Origin of the sequence: Methanoculleus sp. SDB (genome assembly GCA_001412355.1) — an archaeon.
In the GTDB taxonomy this organism is placed as follows: Archaea; Halobacteriota; Methanomicrobia; order Methanomicrobiales; family Methanomicrobiaceae; genus LKUD01.
Genome location: LKUD01000078.1, coordinates 1 through 18107, shown reverse-complemented (window position 1 = coordinate 18107; position 18107 = coordinate 1). Strand labels below are relative to the sequence as shown.

At 58.6% G+C, this 18107-nt stretch carries 23 protein-coding genes; 13 read left to right on the top strand and 10 right to left on the bottom strand.

What is annotated here, in order from left to right:
- Positions 1-19: 19 nt before the first annotated feature.
- The 3 genes from APR53_04830 (at position 20) to APR53_04820 (ending at position 3161) form a co-directional block, all read left to right on the top strand.
- Entirely contained in the window at positions 20-790 is a 771-nt protein-coding gene (locus APR53_04830) for a hypothetical protein (protein ID KQC03687.1), read from the top strand.
- A gap of 73 nt (positions 791-863) precedes the next feature.
- Positions 864-1229 (top strand): hypothetical protein, encoded by a 366-nt coding sequence (locus tag APR53_04825; GenBank protein KQC03690.1) that lies wholly within the window; start codon positions 864-866, stop codon positions 1227-1229.
- Positions 1230-1313: 84 nt separating this feature from the next.
- On the top strand, positions 1314-3161 hold the full coding sequence (locus APR53_04820; protein KQC03686.1) for a hypothetical protein: 1848 nt from the start codon (positions 1314-1316) through the stop codon (positions 3159-3161).
- 80 nt (positions 3162-3241) lie between these two features.
- Here the strand turns inward: APR53_04820 and APR53_04815 are convergent, their stop codons facing one another.
- Genes APR53_04815 through APR53_04800 form a run of 4 tightly spaced genes read right to left on the bottom strand, consistent with a single transcriptional unit; the run spans position 3242 to position 5992 of the window.
- Positions 3242-3487, bottom strand: coding sequence for a ferredoxin (locus tag APR53_04815; GenBank protein KQC03685.1), 246 nt, complete (start codon positions 3485-3487; stop codon positions 3242-3244).
- Positions 3484-4011, bottom strand: coding sequence for a pyruvate ferredoxin oxidoreductase (locus APR53_04810; protein ID KQC03684.1), 528 nt, complete (start codon positions 4009-4011; stop codon positions 3484-3486). The genes APR53_04815 and APR53_04810 overlap by 4 nt, the downstream gene beginning before the upstream one ends.
- Complete coding sequence (gene porA, locus APR53_04805) at positions 4011-5117, bottom strand: pyruvate ferredoxin oxidoreductase (GenBank protein ID KQC03683.1); 1107 nt, start codon at positions 5115-5117, stop codon at positions 4011-4013. Before porA ends, APR53_04810 begins: the two co-directional genes overlap by 1 nt.
- Positions 5111-5992, bottom strand: a complete 882-nt coding sequence (locus tag APR53_04800; GenBank protein ID KQC03682.1) for a 2-ketoisovalerate ferredoxin oxidoreductase — start codon at positions 5990-5992, stop codon at positions 5111-5113. The genes porA and APR53_04800 overlap by 7 nt, the downstream gene beginning before the upstream one ends.
- 134 nt (positions 5993-6126) lie before the next feature.
- Here APR53_04800 and APR53_04795 point away from each other — a divergent pair, with 134 nt between their 5' ends.
- Complete coding sequence (locus APR53_04795; GenBank protein KQC03681.1) at positions 6127-6858, top strand: hypothetical protein; 732 nt, start codon at positions 6127-6129, stop codon at positions 6856-6858.
- Here APR53_04795 and APR53_04790 read toward each other — a convergent pair.
- Both APR53_04790 and APR53_04785 read right to left on the bottom strand, forming a co-directional pair.
- Positions 6790-7635, bottom strand: coding sequence for a pseudouridine synthase (locus tag APR53_04790; protein KQC03680.1), 846 nt, complete (start codon positions 7633-7635; stop codon positions 6790-6792). The genes APR53_04795 and APR53_04790 overlap by 69 nt on opposite strands.
- Entirely contained in the window at positions 7632-8300 is a 669-nt protein-coding gene (locus tag APR53_04785; GenBank protein ID KQC03679.1) for a histidinol phosphatase, read from the bottom strand. Before APR53_04785 ends, APR53_04790 begins: the two co-directional genes overlap by 4 nt.
- Positions 8301-8343: 43 nt before the next feature.
- On the opposite strand from APR53_04785, the gene APR53_04780 reads away from it, so the two are divergent.
- The 5 genes from APR53_04780 to APR53_04760 all read left to right on the top strand — a co-directional run bounded on the left by APR53_04780 (position 8344) and on the right by APR53_04760 (position 11604).
- Positions 8344-9756, top strand: a complete 1413-nt coding sequence (locus tag APR53_04780) for a dihydropteroate synthase (GenBank protein KQC03678.1) — start codon at positions 8344-8346, stop codon at positions 9754-9756.
- 61 nt (positions 9757-9817) lie between these two features.
- Positions 9818-10189, top strand: coding sequence for a proteasome protein (locus APR53_04775; GenBank protein ID KQC03677.1), 372 nt, complete (start codon positions 9818-9820; stop codon positions 10187-10189).
- Positions 10186-10626 (top strand): FAD synthase, encoded by a 441-nt coding sequence (locus APR53_04770; GenBank protein ID KQC03689.1) that lies wholly within the window; start codon positions 10186-10188, stop codon positions 10624-10626. The genes APR53_04775 and APR53_04770 overlap by 4 nt, the downstream gene beginning before the upstream one ends.
- A 64-nt stretch (positions 10627-10690) precedes the next feature.
- Positions 10691-11332 (top strand): metal-binding protein, encoded by a 642-nt coding sequence (locus APR53_04765; protein KQC03676.1) that lies wholly within the window; start codon positions 10691-10693, stop codon positions 11330-11332.
- An 83-nt stretch (positions 11333-11415) separates the two neighbouring features.
- On the top strand, positions 11416-11604 hold the full coding sequence (locus tag APR53_04760) for a hypothetical protein (protein KQC03675.1): 189 nt from the start codon (positions 11416-11418) through the stop codon (positions 11602-11604).
- 29 nt (positions 11605-11633) lie between these two features.
- Here APR53_04760 and APR53_04755 read toward each other — a convergent pair whose 3' ends face one another.
- Complete coding sequence (locus tag APR53_04755) at positions 11634-12338, bottom strand: hypothetical protein (protein ID KQC03674.1); 705 nt, start codon at positions 12336-12338, stop codon at positions 11634-11636.
- A gap of 226 nt (positions 12339-12564) precedes the next feature.
- On the opposite strand from APR53_04755, the gene APR53_04750 reads away from it, so the two are divergent.
- Entirely contained in the window at positions 12565-13815 is a 1251-nt protein-coding gene (locus tag APR53_04750) for a hypothetical protein (GenBank protein ID KQC03673.1), read from the top strand.
- Between the two features lie 6 nt (positions 13816-13821).
- The gene (locus tag APR53_04745) at positions 13822-14385 is read left to right on the top strand and encodes a hypothetical protein (GenBank protein ID KQC03672.1); all 564 of its coding nucleotides are present in this window, start codon (positions 13822-13824) and stop codon (positions 14383-14385) included.
- On the opposite strand, the gene APR53_04740 is transcribed toward APR53_04745, so the two are convergent.
- Together APR53_04740 and APR53_04735 are read right to left on the bottom strand one after the other, a co-directional pair.
- Positions 14364-15494 (bottom strand): sodium:proton exchanger, encoded by a 1131-nt coding sequence (locus APR53_04740; protein KQC03671.1) that lies wholly within the window; start codon positions 15492-15494, stop codon positions 14364-14366. The genes APR53_04745 and APR53_04740 overlap by 22 nt on opposite strands.
- The gene (locus APR53_04735; GenBank protein ID KQC03670.1) at positions 15494-15976 is read right to left on the bottom strand and encodes a potassium transporter TrkA; all 483 of its coding nucleotides are present in this window, start codon (positions 15974-15976) and stop codon (positions 15494-15496) included. The genes APR53_04740 and APR53_04735 overlap by 1 nt, the downstream gene beginning before the upstream one ends.
- A gap of 134 nt (positions 15977-16110) precedes the next feature.
- Between APR53_04735 and APR53_04730 the strand changes: the two genes are divergently transcribed.
- Positions 16111-16776: a hypothetical protein gene (locus APR53_04730; protein ID KQC03669.1), complete on the top strand. Its 666-nt coding sequence runs from the start codon at positions 16111-16113 to the stop codon at positions 16774-16776.
- Between the two features lie 278 nt (positions 16777-17054).
- Here APR53_04730 and APR53_04725 read toward each other — a convergent pair whose 3' ends face one another.
- Positions 17055-17279 carry a hypothetical protein gene (locus APR53_04725; GenBank protein KQC03668.1) on the bottom strand — a complete coding sequence of 75 codons (225 nt, stop codon included), beginning with the start codon at positions 17277-17279 and terminating at the stop codon, positions 17055-17057.
- A 479-nt stretch (positions 17280-17758) separates the two neighbouring features.
- Here APR53_04725 and APR53_04720 point away from each other — a divergent pair, with 479 nt between their 5' ends.
- The gene (locus APR53_04720) at positions 17759-17878 is read left to right on the top strand and encodes a DNA-directed RNA polymerase (GenBank protein KQC03688.1); all 120 of its coding nucleotides are present in this window, start codon (positions 17759-17761) and stop codon (positions 17876-17878) included.
- Positions 17879-18107 lie beyond the last annotated feature (229 nt).

The following is an 18107-nucleotide window of genomic DNA, read 5'->3' as shown; positions in this document are numbered from 1 at the left end:
CGGTAAGAGCATAAATTCCATGATCCTCACCCTGAAAGAGACGATATCGAAACTGAGGTCTTCTGAAGAACAGATCACGGAATACAGCGAACGGCTCGAGGAACTCGTCGTCACACGGACAGAAGAGCTCCACGAGTCCAATGCCACCGCGAACCTGTACCTCGACATCATGTCGCACGACATCAATAACGCCTATACGGTATCGCTCGGGTACGCCGAGATGCTGCGGGACGTTGCCGATTCGTCGCTGCGCAACTATACAAACAAGATGATCACCAGCATCCACCACGGCATCAACATCATCGAGAACGTGTCAACGATGCGGGCACTGGAAGATCACGAAACCATATTGAAACCGGTGGACCTGGATACGATCATCCGGCGGGAGATGGATACGTTTCCCGATACAAAAATGGAGTATTCCGGAACTCCCGTCTGGGTGATGGCTGACGAGCTTCTCTCCGTCGTCTTCTCCAATCTCATCGATAACGGCAGAAAGTTCGCGGGCTTACACGGCATGGTGCACATCACGGTAAAAGACGCGGAGGAGGGATTCGTGCAGGTCTCGGTCGAGGATACGGGGAAGGGTATTCCCGACGCGATGAAGGAGGAGATCTTCAACCGCTTTACAACAGGGACACTGCCCGGAACGGGGAAAGGCCTCGGGCTCTTCATTACCGGCACCCTGATCGGGCGGTACGGCGGTACCATCCGCGCGGATGACCGCGTTTCCGGTAAGCCGGATGCCGGAGCGGCTATCCGTTTCACCCTGAAAAAGGCAGACAGATGACGGATACCGGGAGGCGAGTCACCCCGGATTTTTTATGGATCATCTTTTATTGCACGCCGTAAAATACACAGGTATGGGAGAGCGGTTCATCTTCACCCGATACAGGACAGTCTGTCACCACTGCGGCAGGGAGGCGGATCAGATCATCAAAGCGGTATCTCCTCAGGCACAGGTGATCTGCTCGAACTGCGGTGCAACCCGCATCTTTACCCCGAGGACGGAGGACCGTGCACAGCCGGAAGGCATCTCGACCCGTATCGGGAGCCATGATATCTGGACACTCGACACGATTGCCACCTGTAAAAACTGCAGTGTCGTCGGGGTGCACGATGTGATCGTCGGCGGGCACCATCTTACGACACGGTGCCGTAATTGCGGGTATGCACATTTTTATGCCCTCGATCTCGAATATATCGGGCAGTGCCCGATCGAAGAGTGATCTGCCGCCGTTTCCACCGTTTTTTCCGGAACTTCACCGGAATCCCAATTATTAAAAGCAGCTCCGACCATAAGTAAAGACGCTATGCCTGAAAATTCCCCGACAGACCGCGGACGCATTTCCGTAAGCGGGGAGAAAGTGCAGTTCCCGGGAGGGGATCTTTTCGAAACATCGGGACTACTGTTCTTCTGCATTGTTGACGATCGCGTGGTTTCGGCAAACAGCACTATGGTGAACCTGCTCGCCCACAACCATGCAGACCGAAAACTCGCCGGGCTAATTCCGCAGAATTGTGTGGCGTCTTTCAGGGCTGCGCTGCACCGGGCACGCACCATGCACGAACCCGTTCTCTTTACCACCAGCCTGATCGGTGCACAGGGAGAGAGCATCCCGATCACGGGTGCGATGGCTGGTACGGAGGAGGGCATACTGTGCATGGCACAGCGGGCTCCCGGCGGACAGGCGGCACGGGAGGGGAGCGGGACAGAGATCCCGGACGACCCGGATCTTATCAGGCAAAAACAGCTCGAAAATGAGCTCAGAGCCTCAGAAGAGCGGTACCGGACGATTTTTGAGAATACCGGAACGGCGATGCTGATTATTGATGACGATACGACAATACTTCTCGCAAATACGGAAATGGAGCGGTTGTCAGGATATTCCCGGGAAACTATCGAAGGGCAGATGTCATGGACAGACTTCGTCAGCGAAGAGGACCTGAAGCGGATGGCCGATTACCACCGCCTGAGAAGAATCGATCCCGCATTGGTGCCGAAAAACTATGAATTTACCTTCATCAGATATGACGGAGAAAAGGTACCGGCGTTTCTCACCATATCGCGGATACCCGGCACTGTTCAGACGATTGCGTCGGTCCAGGACATTACGGACCGGAAAAACGCTGAAAAAGCATTGAAAAAGAGGGAAAAGGAATCAAAGGCCCTTCTCAATACGATTCCCGACCTGATCCTCCGCATGAATGATGCGGGTGTCATCCTCGACTACAATGCGGCACCCGGCGTGCCGCTCTATATGCCTCCGGAGAAATTTCTCGGAAAACCCCTCGGGGACGTCATGCCGGCCCGGGTGAGAAAACAGATTGAAAAAGTCATAAAACAGGCATTTGTGACGAAGAGAAAGCAGAATTATTTCTACAAACTGAGAATCGATTCGGTGATGCGGCACTTCGAGGCGCGGATCCTTGCAAGCGGCGAGCACGAATGCATCGCCCTCATAAGGGATATCACCGAGCAGAGAAAAGCGCAGATCGCACTTCTGGAAGCGAATGAAAAGCTCTGTCTCCTCTCAGGCATCACCCGGCACGACATCCTCAACCAGGTGCAGGGCCTCCTCTGGTATTCATCGGAGCTGCGCAGGCTGATCGGGGACCAGCCGGAACTGCGTGCTCTGAGTGATAAAATCGGCCGTGCCTGCGAGACCATCAACAACCAGATCACATTTACCCGCGATTACGAAACCATGGGGATGACTTCCCCGGAATGGCAGCGGGTGGACAGCGTAGTGCAGAAGGCGTCCGCAACGATACTGCCTGAAAACATCCGCCTTGTCACCGGTACGGGCGATCTCGAGATATATGCCGATATCATGCTCGAACGCGTCTTTTACAACCTCATCGACAATGCGGTAAGGTACGGCGGCCCGGACCTCTCACGTATCGTGGTCTCGTTTCTTGACGACCGGAAAACAGGCGTGATTGTCATCACCGACGACGGTGTCGGAATTCCTCCCGACAAAAAGGAGGAGGTATTTGAACGCGGGATCGGGAGGCATACCGGTTACGGCCTGTTTCTCGTTCGGGAGATTCTTGGCCTCACACAGATGAAAATCCGGGAGACCGGTACGTTTTCCAAGGGCGCGAGGTTCGAGATTTCCATTCCTGCCGGAAAATGGCGGTGGACGGCAGAAACCTGACGGACGCACCCTGTGACCGGCACGCCACTCTACCTGCGCCACGGGTCGCCGTACAACAAAAGAGAAAAGGAAGGATCAGGTCAGTCCTCTTCCCGGACCATTTTTATCGCCTGCTTCGGGCATTCCTGTGCACAGATGCCGCAGCCCTTGCAGAAGTCAAGGTCGATCTCCAGTTCTTCGCTGATGCACCCGTCGGGGCAGTACTGTGCGCAGAGGCCGCAGGCATTGCAGGCCTCCCGGTCGACCACAGGGCGGAATGTCCGCCACGAACCGGTCTTTCCCGACGCTCCCTTCACCGGGCGCGAGATCGCAAGCTTTGCAGTCATTTCACCAGCTCCTCATACGCCCGATCCGATGCCTGCACGTTTCGCTCGTCATTAAACGTCTCCCTGATAGCCTCCCGGGCCGATTCCACGGAAATGAGCCCGAGTTTCGCACACGCCCCGAGGAGGGGAGTGTTGAGAATCGGACTTCCAGCCAGCACGAGTCCGAGCGACAGAGCAATCGCCGTCAAATCCACCCGGCTTGCCGGATGTCCTTTCGTATCGACCGGATGAGAACTGTTGACCAGCACCGTGCCATCGGGTTTTATTCCCTGAAGGACATCGACCGTCTCCATGACCGTCGCGTCAAGCACGATGACGAGATCCGGGTTCCGGATCTGGCTGTAGACGCGGACGGGCCGATCGTCAATCCTGATGAACGAAACGACGGCAGCTCCCCGCCGTTCAGCGCCGTAGAACGGGTTTGCGGTTGCATATTTTCCGTCCAGGATTGCCGCATGGGCGATCATCTTCGCAGCGGTCACCCCTCCCTGTCCGCCCCGCGAGTGCAGGCGAATTTCGTACATCAGTCACTCACCCCGAACCAGAATTCCCCGCCCGGTCTGCGTTCCCGGACGAAGCCCGCAATATCATCGTACGTCACTTCCTGTCCCCCGAGTCCCGCAATCACGCTGTACGGCGTTATACCGTAAGCTGCTGTAAGTTCGCGGGCAAGAATGCCGCCGTACCCGAACGAGTAGTCGCGGTCAATCACCACGACCTCCTTCTCCCCGAAATCAATGGCAGGGAAGGGGCGGAACCAGCGCACCCGGGCGGATCCGGCGCGGATGCCCTCGTCGCGGAGGATATCCGCAGCCACCTCCGCCTCTTTCCCGAGCGTGCCCATGGCAACCACCACCACATCCGCATCGTCGAACCGGTATTTCTCCACGGGTGCATAGCGCCGGCCGAAGCGGCGGGCGAATTCGTCCTCGGTTTCCCTGATAACCTCCACGGAATCCCGCATTGCACGCTCGATATCCCACCGGAACTTGAAGTGCTCGGTGGGTGGTGTCAGCGTCCCGTACCCCCCGGGGTTTGCCGTGTCGATGGCATGCGCTATCGTGCAGGGCGGTATGAAATCGCCGGGATCCACCGTCTCGAGCGGCTGCATGATATGCGTGAGCGTGAATCCGTCGAGGTTGATCATCACCGGCAGCATGACATCCTCGTGTTCTGCGATCCGGAATGCCATCAGCGTCGCGTCATAGGCTTCCTGCACGCTCCCCACGTAGACCTGCAGCCAGCCGGTGTCACGCATGGACAGGGAGTCCGAGTGCTCCGCCCAGATATTCCACCCGGGGCCGAGCGCACGGTTGGCATTTGCCATGACAATCGGAAGACGCGCTCCCGCGGCCCAGTGGAGCATTTCGCACATATAGACAAGCCCGTGAGAGCTCGTTGCGGTAAACGAACGCACTCCTGTCGCGGACGCCCCTATGCACGCCGCCATCGAGCTGTGTTCGCTCTCGACGGGAATATAATCCGCCTCCATCTCTCCCGATTCGACGAAATTCGCAATCTGCTCGACGATCTCCGTCTGAGGGGTGATCGGGTAGGCGGCGACTACCGCGGGCTTTGCATGCTTCACGGCGGTTGCCACCGCCTTGTTCCCGGTGGCGACGGTCAGCATATGCCCTCAACCTCCCGGGCATATCGCTCCATATTCCCGTCCACCGTCTGCTGGAGAAGATCGATGGTCTCCTCGTCAATCCCCTTGAACCGTCCCTGCCGTACGAGGTAATCCCGCACCGGAAGCCGTTTTTTCATGGCTGCCCTGGAAGCCCCGGTCAGGGAGAATGTGCCGTACTCCCGCTCATACAGCACCCACATGCCGGTCTTGACCGCAAGTTTGCCCATCTCGATCGTCTCCTCGGACGGGTACCGCCATCCCGGCGGGCACGGGGCGAGTATATGGATGAATTTGGGGCCCCGGATTGAGAGGGCTTTCTTCACTTTCTTGTAGAGGTCAATCGGGTAGGCGCTGCATGCCGTCGCCATGTAGGGCAGGTTGTGGGCCGCGACAATCCGGTCGAGATCCTTCTTATTGTCCTTCTTGCCTCCCGGCGTCGTGGTCGTCTTCGCCCCGAGGGGAGTCCCCCCCGACCTCTGCATGCCGGTATTGCTGTAGGCTTCGTTGTCGTAGCAGATATACAGGAAATCTGTCCCTCTCTCCAGTGCACCGGAGAGAGCCTGGATACCGATATCCACCGTGCCGCCGTCCCCGGCATAGCAGATGACATTCGTTTTTCTCCCCATTGCACGGTACGCCGAGCTCATCCCGGACGCCACGGCTGCGGCCGACGCAAACGCCACATTATAAACCGGTATATTCATCGCCGTATTCGGGTAGATCCCCTGAATCACACTCGTGCAGCATGCCGGGACGACAAGGACACTGTCAGGGCCTGCCGCCTTGAAAATGTACCGCAGAACCAGCGAGGAACTGCATCCCGCACAGGCGGACGTGCACCGTAAGATATATTCCTCTTTCGGGATTTCGGGCATGAGAAACCTCAGGTAGTCTATCTGTCATCATTGATAATGATGGTTTGCTCTTTCGTGCCGGAGTGATTATCATTGTTGATAATCGCTGCAGAAGAATTATATACTCATATATCGTTATTTCCCACAGGAGAACTATGAGCGAAAAGGAAACCGCCGGTGAACACCCGGAAACGGAGAGCGTGGAATCCGCCGCGAATACACCGGCACAGGAACCGCCGGAGGAGGTTTCGGTTCCCGAAGAACCGGCAGAAACGGCCCCGCCGGAAGAACCCGCCCCCCCGGAACCACCAAAGGAAAAACCCGCAAAACCGCCACAGGAAGCGCCGTCTCCTCCACCGGCTGCAGTGGTGCCGCCGCAGATCATCAGGGAGCGGGTCGTCGAAGTGAGGGAAGAAAAGAAGGGTTTCGGAAGACTGAAAATCGCACTCATACTGCTCGCCCTCCTTGCCGCCATCGTCGTGGTGGGTGTGCTCACCCTGAATGTGCAGATCAGTGCCCCCGATCCGGGTGACAGCTACCCGTATACCACGACATACGACGTTCACTTCCCCCTTGCACAACCCGTGACAATCGGCAATACCAAAATGATCGCGCTGACTGCCGAGGACGAGATGATCATTCAGGTGGACCAGAATCCCGGACAGAAGATCGTCGTCGGGGAGGAACGGAAAATTTCGGAACGGAAAGCGACGATTACCGTGTTGGGAATCCAGGCGATGCAGACCAACTTCCAGATCTACCTGAAATACCTTGGCATGGATGGCATCAAGGCGCGGTTCTATTTAACCGTAAAGCGGTCAGATGACATTCCCCAGTTCCTCATCGACCGGCTTCTCCCCCCCGAGATCGACGCCCGACCGGCATAACGACTCCACTACTTTTTTCCGGACCCGCCATTCCCGTATGAGTGAGCTGCAGTAGCCATTGCTCCGCCGGTCCGCTTCCACCGGCTCGAAACGAATCTCGCAGTCGACATCCCAGAGGATAAGGCCGCCCGCGGGCGCTGCGCCGAGGCGATCCCCCTGAGGATCAGACAGGATTTCTTCGACGTCCTCGGGAGTCATCTCCCCCTTTCCTGCCGCAGCCAGCGCCGTCGCCATGCAGCGCACCATGTTCCAGAGAAAGCTCTCGCCCGTGACCTCATAGACGGCACAGGAGCCGGCGGCACTCATGCGGGATGAGAGGATCGTGCGGCACGGATTTCTGTCGGCCACACGGGCAAAACGGGAGAAATCGTGCGTGCCGACAAACACATCCGCAACCGCCTGCATTGCCGCCATGTCGGGATCGGGATCAGGGAAGAAGTACCGGTACGTCCGCTGCCGGGCATCGAAACGGGGATGGAACATCTCCGGCACCGGAGCCCACCCGGTACACCAGCAATCGGCAGGAAGCAGTAAATTGAGGGCTGAAATTGCCCTTTCAGGCTCGTCGGTCGTAAACGCCGCCACCTGCCGCCGTGCATGCACCCCCCGGTCCGTCCGCCCCGCAAACGCAAATCCAGCGCCGCGCCAGTCGTCAAAGAGGCCCAGTGACCGGCAGGCGGCGATAAATTCCCCCTCGACGGTACGCCTGTCAGGCTGCATCTGGGATCCGAAAAAATGGTCGCCAAAATATGACACCTGAAATCCCAGCCGCTTCATAAATGGACACGCTTCCTGATTTTGCGAACCGCACCCTTCAGCGACTGCCGCGTATAGGTCCTGAGCGGTGTCATATGCCCGCCGGCCAGTGTCTTTCCGGCCCGGATGGCGGCGAGGACGGCATCCGCACCGGTCCCGTCTGCATCCACGAGCGTGATGCCGAAACCGACAAACCGGGCGTTATGGGCGTCACTTCCGCCGACGCAGGGAACATTGGCCAGCCGGGCCTCCCGTGCCGCCCGCCGGTTCGCCGATCCCGTGATATACCTGCTGTTAAACGCTTCCACCGCATCGACGAGGGATATTGCAGATGACACCTTCAGGGCGACGCCATGCCTCCACTGGTGGTACGGGTGCGGGAGGACCAGCACGCCCCCCATCTCCCGTGCGATTCTGACAGTCTCCACGAAATCCCTTCCCGGGGGAACCGGGTCTGAAACACCGAGCACGATCAGATGCCCCTGCCGGGTGGACACCTCGATGCCGGGGATCACGGTAACGGGAGTGGTAAGAGTGAGGGCATGGCGGGCGCCCTCCACGGTATCGTGGTCGGTGATCGCAACGGCATCAAGGCCGACTCTCGCTGCCTGTGCCAGCACCTCCTCAACCGTGCTCTCCCCGTCCCGGGAGAACGAGGTGTGGATATGCAGGTCGCATTTCAGCATCAGATCATATCTTTTTTCACCTCTCCAATATTAATGAGAGCCTATGCGCCTGCTCCTCCCGACCGGCTCCATTACCAGGGGATTAGTGACGCGGGCCGCAGAGGGCATGGATGCCGAGGTGGTGGTTACCGGTGAAATCGCATCATTCCTGACTCCCGCCCAGCTTCGCTCGCATCTCTCCCGGGGATCATACGACATGGCAATCGTTTCCGGGATGTGCACGGCCTCGTTTGCGGATGTGGAAAAGGATACGGGCGTGCCGATATTCCGGGGACCGCGGCACGCCGCCGACCTCCCCCTCATCCTCCCCCGTCTCGATGAGATAACATTGTCGCGGACCGTTCCGGCCGACGATTTTCTCATCGCCGAACGGAAGAAGGCTGCCAGGGCCCGCATCCGCCGGGAAGAGGAGGAGGCGCCGTGCGACTTCATGATCCGCGGTCTGAAGATCGGAGGAACGTCCCGGATGAAGGTGCTCGGGGAGATCATGGACGCACACCGGCACCCGGATATAGCCGCCGCCGCGGAACGGTTCTTCGCATCGGGTGCGGATATCGTTGACCTGGGATTCGGGTTCGATGCGACACCCGGCGACGTTGCACGATGCTTCGCGGAACTCCGGGAGCTCCCCGGCCCCCTCGCGGTGGATTCCCAGGATCCCGAACTGATCCGGGCGGCACTCTTCCGGGCCGATCTTGTCCTTTCGCTTCAGGAAGAGAATATCCCCCTCGTGGCGGCAGAGGTGGCCCGGGCGGGAGCGGCAGCGGTCGTTGTACCCGGAGAGCGCGATCTCGCAGCAAATCTCCGCGCGGCGGAGGCGGCAGGAATCAGCCGTCTCATCGCCGATCCCCTGCTGCAGCCCGTCGGATCAGGCCTCGTTCTATCGCTGCGTGCCTGTGCACCGGACGGTCGCCCCCTCTTCTTCGGGGCCGGTAACGTTGTCGAACTGCTCGATGCGGACTCCCCCGGTGCCAATGCACTGCTGGCGGGCATGGCACACGAATGCGGGGCTGCCGTGATCTTCACGAGCGAGCACTCCGACAAGACTCTGGGATCGGTCGGGGAGATGCGGACCGCTACGGAGATGATGGCACTCGTGCGGGATCGCCCGTACCCCAAGGATCTCGGCATCGACCTCCTTGTCATCAAGGAAAAACGCCGGCGGCGCGAACCTCCTCTCTCGTATGCGGAGGTGATCGATGCGATGCCCATGCCCGACGATATCACGTACGATCCCCGGGGAAACCTCCGCATCGGGATCGAGGGCCGCATGATCGTCGCCGTCCACAACGGAGTTGCATTTCGCGGGGAGCGGTGGCAGGACGTTCTCTGGACCCTGCTGGCGCACGACCGGGTTTCCCTCCTTGATCACGCCGCCTATCTCGGCAAGGAGCTTTTCAAGGCCGAATGCGCACTCCGGTTCGGGCGGAGTTTCGAGCAGGACGGGCCGTTCTGATGCATCCTGCCACGGGTGAAAGGATTATGTGGATCGCTCTGCAACATGAACGGGAGTACATATGAGGCAACCGGGAATTTCGCGGGATTTGCTTGATCTGCTCCTGAAGATCGGGAAAAGCCAGCACCCCCTGGAATTTCTCGCGATTCTCAGGGACCACGGCGGCATTCTGGACGAGCTCGAGCTTGTTCCGGGCACGATAAGCGGCGAAGAAAGCGCCTCCTTCTCACCGCACATGCTGCCGCTCCGCACGGGCACGACGGGCAGCGCCCACAGCCACCCGAACGGTGTGCTCGAACCGTCGGCTGCGGATCTCCGGTTTTTTCCGTCTGTCGGGCGGTTCCACATCATCGTCGGGGCGCCGTACGGGGCAGACGACTGGCGCTGCTATACCGCCGGCGGGCAGCCATGCATCCTGGAGGTGATAGAATAGTCCGCGTGGTAGCGACAGGGACCTTCGACATCCTTCATCCCGGTCATCTCTACTACCTCGAACAGTCGCGGAGCCTCGGAGACGAACTCCACGTGATCGTTGCGAGGGATCAGAACGTACGCCACAAACCGCGGCCCGTGATCCCCGAAGAGCAGAGGCTCGCGATGGTAGCGGCGCTCAAGCCCGTCGACGCCGCACGCCTCGGGGACCGGGAGGATATGTTCCGCCCGATCGCCGACATTCACCCCGATATCATCACGCTGGGGTACAACCAGCATTTCTCGGAAGAGCGACTCGAAACAGAGCTCCGTCAGAGGGGAATCAGCGCCCGTGTCGTCAGGACGGAGGCGTATCCGGGAGACGGATTCTGCAGTTCACGCCGGATCATGGCACGGATTCTCCAGACACGGTGCCCCGAGGATACGGGAACCCGCTGATATCCTCCCAGAAGATTTATCCCCCGCCGGTTCATGCTACCTGATGGAGAGGGAGTGTATCTGAATGGAGGAGGCTGTTCGTGATGAAATCGAGAAGCTGTGCGCACTTGCGGAGAAGCGGGGTGCTGTCGCCGCACCGATTCGAGCCGGAGACGTCGTCGTCGCCAGCTGGGTACGGTTCAAATGCCGGTACGGGTGCAAGGGATACGGCAAACACCTCAGCTGCCCGCCCTACGCACCGGGGCCCGCGGAAACCGGTGCGATGCTGCGCGAATACCGGACAGGGATACTCCTCCGGTTCGACGGCGATCCTGCCCACCCGACGATAGAGCCCGGCGACATTCCGGCGGATTTCCACCCGTGGTTTAAGGAGATGATCCTCTGGATCGCCACGACCGTTCATTATCTTGAGAAAAAGGCGTTTTATGATGGTTTTTACCGGGCATTCGGCTTTGGTGCGTACCCCTGCATATTCTGTGACGACTGTATCGCCGAGACGACGGACGGGGTTGTCGACGAGAGCATGCGCCGGTTCTGCCGCCATATGGACCTCATGCGGCCCAGCATGGAAGCGTCCTGCATCGATGTCTTCGCCACGGCGCGAAACGTCGGGTGGGATATCCGCCCGATCCCGTGCAGGGACATGGAATACGGTAAAATCGAGCACGGCGATATCAAATCGGTCGGGCTCGTACTGGTGGACTGACACGGGGAACGCCTGCAGAGACGGATAACTACATTCTTTATCACCGGCACCCCATGTCCCTGTACTGAGGTGACAGCACCAGCATGACCGGAACACCAGAATACACCGAGGCGATCTGCCAGCATTGCGAAGGAGCGGGCTGTGTCTATTGCGATAAAAAAGGGAAGGTCCTCGTGAAAAGCCCTCCCCGGAAATGCAGGCACTGCAACGGGGACTGCTGTATTTACTGCGGCTTCACAGGATGGGAAGGCGTCAAGGGAAAATACGACTAGAGGCAGATAAGGGGCGGCCTGCGTGGCACCTAGAGCTCCTGAATCTGCTTCCAGATGACGTTTCTTTCCACGACAACCCAGTATTTTTTCAGCTCCAGCTCCGCATCCGCGAAATCGGGGTAGAATGCCGTCACAAGGCGCCAGTAACGGGCCGAATGATTCGGTTCGATGAGATGCGCAAGTTCGTGAACGACGATGTAGTCCCGCAGGGCGGGGGGGACGGCCATCAGCCGGAGGTTGGCGCTTATGGTCCCCCGGGCTGAACAGCTCGCCCACCGGGTCCGCTGCATCCGGATACTGAGCCTGCCCGGTGACACGTCCATGAGAGCGGCATGCCGGGCTATCCTCCCTGAAAGATCCTCCCGCAACCAGCTGATAAGCGCTTTTTTAAGGGTCAGTGGAGATGTGTAGCGGACCTCGCCCGCCATTTCGTCCACGAGACAGCCGGGTCCGGGGACGAGGTGATATGGCCGGCCGTGCAGCAGCATGACGTGCTCGGATCCCCCGTGTTCCGCTGCACAGGCGGAAACGCGGGCCTGCTGCCGGACAATCCAGTCCCTGTGCCGGTCGATGACAGGTCCGATGTCGAACTCCGGCGGTGCCGTGATTCGTACCGTTCCATCGGAAAGAACGCGGATGCTCACCCGCCTGACATCTTTCCGGACAACCCTGACAGCCGGGAAACCGGATCCGGTTGTCCGAATCTCCTCCCCGGAATCATGATTGGAAGACATGGCCATACACCCCCGCAGTGTCGTTTCTGTGCCGGGTCTGCCACTTCGGTTCTGCTTCAGGCACCATCGGGCATACGACCGCCCATTCGCACTCCGGATGTACTAGGATAGTCATGATTACACATTACATAAACCGTCCTTCAGCCCGGCTATTGCCCGGAGACGGGTGATTTATCACCCCTGACAGCCAGTTCAATGAATACGGGATTCGGGAGAGGATCATGGCATGCGGTTTCTGGAGATAAATGCGGAGAATTTCAGGAGCTTTAACAGCCTCCACATGGAACTGGGCGGATTCAATGTCCTGATTGGGCCCAATGCCGCGGGAAAGTCGAATTTCATCAGCAACATCAGGTATTTTCGGGATATTGCATCCCGGGGGCTCGAAAATGCAATTTCGCTTCAGGGCGGCACAGAATACCTGAGAAACCTCTGCATCGGCGGCAGCCGTGACCAGTCGGCATCGTGCATCATCGACGCGACGGCGCATCCGGCGTCACTCCAGTTCTGCGAAGAGGACGGGGGGCGGATCGTCGCACGCTGTTTCAGGATCGCCTACAGCCTTACGATACGGTTTCCCCCCGCCGGTGACGGCTATACCGTCTTCGCCGAGCGCCTCGAAGCATCCTGCTCCTTCTCCCGTAGGGTGAACGGCGGCGATGAGGTGCACCTCGGCGGCGGGTACGTGGCGCTTGAACGGGAGGGAGATCATATTCGCGCATCCGTTGTCCCGGAGACGGTTGCCGGGCTGTTCAGGCTCCCGTCATACGCCGAGCCGCTCTCCCCGAAACGATCGCTCCTCGAAAATCCGACACTCTTTCCCCTTCTCTCCCCTGTGGCCTACGGCACCGCCGATTTCTTCCGGAGTATCGCCCTCTATGATTTCGATCCGAAGCTCTCAAAACGGGCGACGCCCGTTGTCGGGAGAGCCGATCTGGAGCCCGATGCCAGTAATCTCGCTATCGTCCTGCGACGCATTCTGTCGGATCCGGAGAAGAAGGAGATGCTCGCGGCGTTTGCCGCCGAGCTCTTTCCTTTTATTGAAGAGTTCCGCGTCGAGCGGATGGCCGACAGGACACTGGTGACAACGATCCGCGAACGGTACACCGGCTGCGCCTCAATCCCGGCACCCCTGATCTCCGACGGAACGATCAATCTCACTGCCCTCATCGTCGCGCTGTATTTCGAAACCAAGCCGGTGATCGTGCTCGAGGAACCGGAGCGGAATATTCACCCGTTCCTGATCTCAAAGATCATCGACATGATGAAAGAGGTGCCGGAGAGGATCGGCACCCAGCTCATCATCACGACGCACAACCCGGAATTTGTGAAAAATGCAGGAGCAGAGAACCTCTTCCTGATATCACGCGACGAGAGGGGCTTTTCGAAAATCGCCCGACCGGCGGAGAGCGAGGACCTGAGAATATTTCTTGCGACAATGGGCATCGAGGAGCTCTATGTCCAGAATCTGCTCTGATCGCCTATGCACAGCACGCTCCTGTACGTCCTTCTGGAGGGAAATGACGACGAACGATTCTTCGCCAGGGTAATTCTCCCGATCCTTGCCGATGAAGGATACCGCGTGAAGATCTGGAAGTACGCACGGGAAAAGCGGAAACGCACCGAACTCTTCGTGCGGGCGGTCAGGAAGAGCGGTGCGGGGTACCTCTATGTGCGCGATATCGACACCGCACCGACGATCGCCACGAAAAAACGGGAGATCCGGTCATGGTACCACCATGCTGTGTCAGAGGGCCGGATCGTCATCGTCATCACCGAGATCGAGAGCTGGTATCTTGCGGGGATCCCCCTCTCCGCATTGCGGCGGTTCGGTATTGCGGAGGAGATCACATCGACCGATTCTCTCACAAAAGAGGATTTTAACCGGATTGTCCCGGGCGGGATGTCCCGGATCCACTTCATGAGAGAACTTCTCGTCCGGTATGACACCGGAGGTGCGATGGGGAGAAACAAATCGTTTGCATATTTCATGCACCGGTTTGCACCGGGTTGGGTCGCCCGCCATCAGGGGCGTCCGGAGCGGTGACTGTCGGATACGTTCCGGAGCGCCCGGGGAAAGAGGGCGGTGCCGTACTTGCCGAGCAGGGCTCCGCAAAGCGACGTTATCACCACGAGTGCGGCCACCGTCCCCGATACGGCCGCTGATCCGAAGACGGCGGCAAGGGCGATTGAAAATTCCCCGCGGGCGGCGGTATGGGACCAGATCTCCACACCGGATCCGGCCCGGCGGTGCACGACCCTGCCGATCAGGGCGCCGGAGAGGAGTTTGGAGAGGAGCGCGAGCACGGCAAGTGCCACCAGTGCCGGGAGAGGCGGGATTCCGGCAAAGTCGATGGTAATGCCGAAAAATACGAAGAAAACGATGAGGAATACGTCACGAAACGGACGGATCTGCGCTTCGAGGACGCCGGGGACGGTCTGTGAAAGGGCGGATCCGAGAGCGATGACGAGAAGGGTTTCCGGAACGCCGAGCATCCCTGCAAGCCAGGCGGCTCCGATGACGGCAGAGAATGAAAAGACGAGGGGGACTTCGTCCTCGCGTGAGAGGAGCGATATGAGGGCCTGCCGTCCATAGCGGACGACGAGAAAACAGGCAGCGACGACGACTGCCGTTCTGGCAAAGACGGAGACTGCTCCCTGCCCGGTCGAGGAGAAGAGCGCCACAAAGAGGACGAGGACGATATCCTCGAAGACCATCAGCCAGACGACTGTCTCCGCTTCGGCAAGGAACAGCTTTTTATTTTCGATCAGCGAGGCGACAGCCATTGCCGAGCTGCTGATGTAAAACGCCGCGGCGATCAGCAGCGCCTCGTAGATCGGGATTCCCAGTGCAAGCCCCCCGATAAAGCCAAGAGGGATATTGACGGCGCAGTCGATGATGCCTGCAGCGGCAAACGAGGAGCCACGGATCCGGATCTGGTCGGGCCTGAGCTGAAGACCCATGGAAAACAGGAGAAACAACAGTCCTATCCGGGCCAGAAATGCAGAGATTTCGTCAGCCGCAACGAGGCCGAGGCCCGCTTCCCCGAGCACGAGGCCCGCCCCGATATAGAAAGGGATGGGAGGAAATCGAACCCGTTTTGAAAGGACGAGCAGAGCGAGGCAGACTAGGAGTGCACCAGCAAGGCCCGGCATTATTTCTCCAGTATCGTGCGCTCGAACGTTCTCAGCTGGTCCGCCTCCCCGATGACGACGACGGTGTCCCCTGCCTCGAAGATGAACTCGGGATGGGGGTTTATCACATGTTTGTCGCCCCGGGAGACAGCGATAACCGAGGCCCCGGTCCGGCTCCGAATCGCGAGATTCGCGATGCTCATTCCTTCGATAGCACGACTCACGAGGTAGGTATGCACGCTGATGCGCAGGTCGGCGAGTGCTGAAAAGGAAATTTCCACGCCCTCGTCCTCAGCCTCCATGATCGCCCCCGAAAGGACGGAGCCCAGCCGCCGGGATTCCGGGTTGGTGAGTTCGACGGTGCACGTCTCCCCGCCGGAGGGTGAGGTGTAGAGCTGAATCCTGCCGTTTTCCAGATAGACGATCGCAATGGTATCCCCGTTATCCGTCTCAAGTTCATATTTTGTCCCGACTCCCGGGAGTGCGACCGACCGAAACGCCATACACAATGGATGGAAGACAGGGCGAATAAAGGTGATCCTCCCCGGCAGCGATACCGAATTTTTAACCCTTGCGACGCTGATATCTGTCAGGATTAATTCGCCGGAGGCGGGGGGCTTTTCGGAGGGCGGCAGATGTGAAAATCGAGAAGGACAGGATCAAGATCGGCACCATTGTTGCCCGGACCGGGCTTCCGGAAAGAGAGGTGCGGGCATTCGCACAGGAATATGATGAACTCCTCTCGTACCGGCAGCTCGGGCGGGTCAAACTCTATACGGAATCGGCAGTCGGGACGATTGCAGACATCGCCCGCCTTACGGGAGAGGGGAAGGACCATGCATCGATTCTACGGGAGATGGGAGGCGGGACGGGAAAACGGAGGAGGCAGGAGGCAGTCCGGAGAGCACCGGCACGTCCTGCACCGGCTCCCGGGACGCCAGCCTCTCAGCCTGTGTTGAGCCCCGGGATCTCCCCCGCGGCGGCGGCAGAGATGACGGCATGCTTTGAGCTGCAGTTAAAGCGGTTGCATGCACGGGTGGAGACGCAGGAGAAGGCACTGCTGGCCGCACATAACGATCTTCTCAAAGAGCGTTCGACTATCAACCGGATCATCGGGGCGACCGGCGAGCAGGCCGCCATCACGGAGGAATGGATTACCTACTTCGACGCACGGCTCAGAGCGATCGAGGACGGGCAGCAGGACCAGGTGCTGCTTATGAAGGAGTGGATCGAGTATTTTGAGGAGGAACTCAGACTCCTGCAACGTCCCCTGCATAAACGGCTGCATGACCGGATCCGGTAACGTGACTGCCCTTTCAAAAGCCCCCCTCTCCCTCCCGGAAGGCTTCGGAAACCGGATCGTTCCCGGCGTCGTTCGGCCCGGAATCACGTATCAGGACAATGCACAATTATATACGCTGTCAGGATAGAATTATATGTGCAGAATATCTGCAAGGTAATTCAATGTATGATAGATTTGAGAGGGGTTCCCGTTTCGGAGACAGGGGCCCAAGGGAAATGCATACCGTAATCTGTTCCGATTGTGGTAAAGAGTGTGAAGTGCCGTTTAAACCGACAGAATCACGGCCAGTTTATTGTAGAGATTGTCTCCCGGCACACCGCGGTGAACGCCGCAGCCGGGACGACCGCGAGATGTTCAAGACCACCTGCGCCGACTGTGGCGTAGAGTGTGAAGTACCGTTCAAGCCTACCGAAGGCCGCCCGGTATACTGCAGGGACTGTCTCCCGAAATACCGGAAACCCCGGTTCTAATCTCTTTTTTTTGAGGGCGCCGCCTCGCTGCATTTCGTGGGCAACCCGACGCGCACTCCATGTCTTCTCCACCACCGCTGCCGTTTCGCGAATGCACCCCGAAAAAGGGCTGTGGTTAAAAAATTCAGGAACTTCCGGACGAAGCGCCCACTTTAATTCCGGGATGCATAAATAAACCCGATACGGGCATCATAGACGCTGATACGTCTGAAAAACCTCATAAAAACGAGGGGCCGAATTCAGGCACAATGCACAGGTATATAGACTCACGAAGCAATAGTTATAGGCAGACTTTCTGCAAGAGTAACTCAATGTATAATAGAGGATTTGATAGGGGTTCCCGTTTTGGAGACAGGGGCCCAAGGGAAATGCACACAGTTATCTGTTCCGACTGCGGAAAAGAGTGTGAAGTGCCGTTTAAACCGACGGGCGACAGGCCTGTCTATTGTAAAGAATGCCTTCCGGCACACCGCGGGGAGCGCGACAACACCCGCAGCCGGGATGACCGCGAGATGCACAAGACCACCTGCGCCGACTGCGGCGAAGAGTGCGAAGTGCCGTTCAAGCCCACCGAGGGCAGGCCTGTGTACTGCAGGGACTGTCTCCCGAAGTACCGGAAACCCCGGTTCTAATTTTTTTTCTTTTCGTTTCTGCGGAAACACATTTCTCCATCGGTCAACGCCGGAGCTGAAGCTGTAGCCCGGTACGCGGCCCCTCACGTAGCAGCACCCATCCGTAACTTCACCTGTCAGTTCAAAAAAATACGCTCTTTCCCGCTCTGCTTTACGTCCCCCACATCAGGAAGAGTGCCCTGATATCCCCGAATCCGATGAAACCATTGCCATCGTAATCGAAACACTC

Bases quoted from the DNA above. Each gene is read 5' to 3' on its own strand.
- APR53_04795 (KQC03681.1), top strand. From the start codon at position 6,127: ATGAGCGAAAAGGAAACCGCCGGTGAACACCCGGAAACGGAGAGCGTG.
- porA (KQC03683.1), bottom strand. From the start codon at position 5,117: ATGCTGACCGTCGCCACCGGGAACAAGGCGGTGGCAACCGCCGTGAAG.
- APR53_04815 (KQC03685.1), bottom strand. From the start codon at position 3,487: ATGACTGCAAAGCTTGCGATCTCGCGCCCGGTGAAGGGAGCGTCGGGA.
- APR53_04735 (KQC03670.1), bottom strand. From the start codon at position 15,976: ATGGCGTTTCGGTCGGTCGCACTCCCGGGAGTCGGGACAAAATATGAA.
- APR53_04825 (KQC03690.1), top strand. From the start codon at position 864: ATGGGAGAGCGGTTCATCTTCACCCGATACAGGACAGTCTGTCACCAC.
- APR53_04830 (KQC03687.1), top strand. From the start codon at position 20: ATGATCCTCACCCTGAAAGAGACGATATCGAAACTGAGGTCTTCTGAA.
- APR53_04760 (KQC03675.1), top strand. From the start codon at position 11,416: ATGACCGGAACACCAGAATACACCGAGGCGATCTGCCAGCATTGCGAA.
- APR53_04720 (KQC03688.1), top strand. From the start codon at position 17,759: ATGCACAAGACCACCTGCGCCGACTGCGGCGAAGAGTGCGAAGTGCCG.
- APR53_04820 (KQC03686.1), top strand. From the start codon at position 1,314: ATGCCTGAAAATTCCCCGACAGACCGCGGACGCATTTCCGTAAGCGGG.
- APR53_04750 (KQC03673.1), top strand. From the start codon at position 12,565: ATGCGGTTTCTGGAGATAAATGCGGAGAATTTCAGGAGCTTTAACAGC.
- APR53_04790 (KQC03680.1), bottom strand. From the start codon at position 7,635: ATGAAGCGGCTGGGATTTCAGGTGTCATATTTTGGCGACCATTTTTTC.
- APR53_04775 (KQC03677.1), top strand. From the start codon at position 9,818: ATGAGGCAACCGGGAATTTCGCGGGATTTGCTTGATCTGCTCCTGAAG.
- APR53_04755 (KQC03674.1), bottom strand. From the start codon at position 12,338: ATGTCTTCCAATCATGATTCCGGGGAGGAGATTCGGACAACCGGATCC.
- APR53_04810 (KQC03684.1), bottom strand. From the start codon at position 4,011: ATGTACGAAATTCGCCTGCACTCGCGGGGCGGACAGGGAGGGGTGACC.
- APR53_04725 (KQC03668.1), bottom strand. From the start codon at position 17,279: ATGCAGCGAGGCGGCGCCCTCAAAAAAAAGAGATTAGAACCGGGGTTT.
- APR53_04785 (KQC03679.1), bottom strand. From the start codon at position 8,300: ATGCTGAAATGCGACCTGCATATCCACACCTCGTTCTCCCGGGACGGG.
- APR53_04800 (KQC03682.1), bottom strand. From the start codon at position 5,992: ATGCCCGAAATCCCGAAAGAGGAATATATCTTACGGTGCACGTCCGCC.
- APR53_04780 (KQC03678.1), top strand. From the start codon at position 8,344: ATGCGCCTGCTCCTCCCGACCGGCTCCATTACCAGGGGATTAGTGACG.
- APR53_04745 (KQC03672.1), top strand. From the start codon at position 13,822: ATGCACAGCACGCTCCTGTACGTCCTTCTGGAGGGAAATGACGACGAA.
- APR53_04765 (KQC03676.1), top strand. From the start codon at position 10,691: ATGGAGGAGGCTGTTCGTGATGAAATCGAGAAGCTGTGCGCACTTGCG.
- APR53_04740 (KQC03671.1), bottom strand. From the start codon at position 15,494: ATGCCGGGCCTTGCTGGTGCACTCCTAGTCTGCCTCGCTCTGCTCGTC.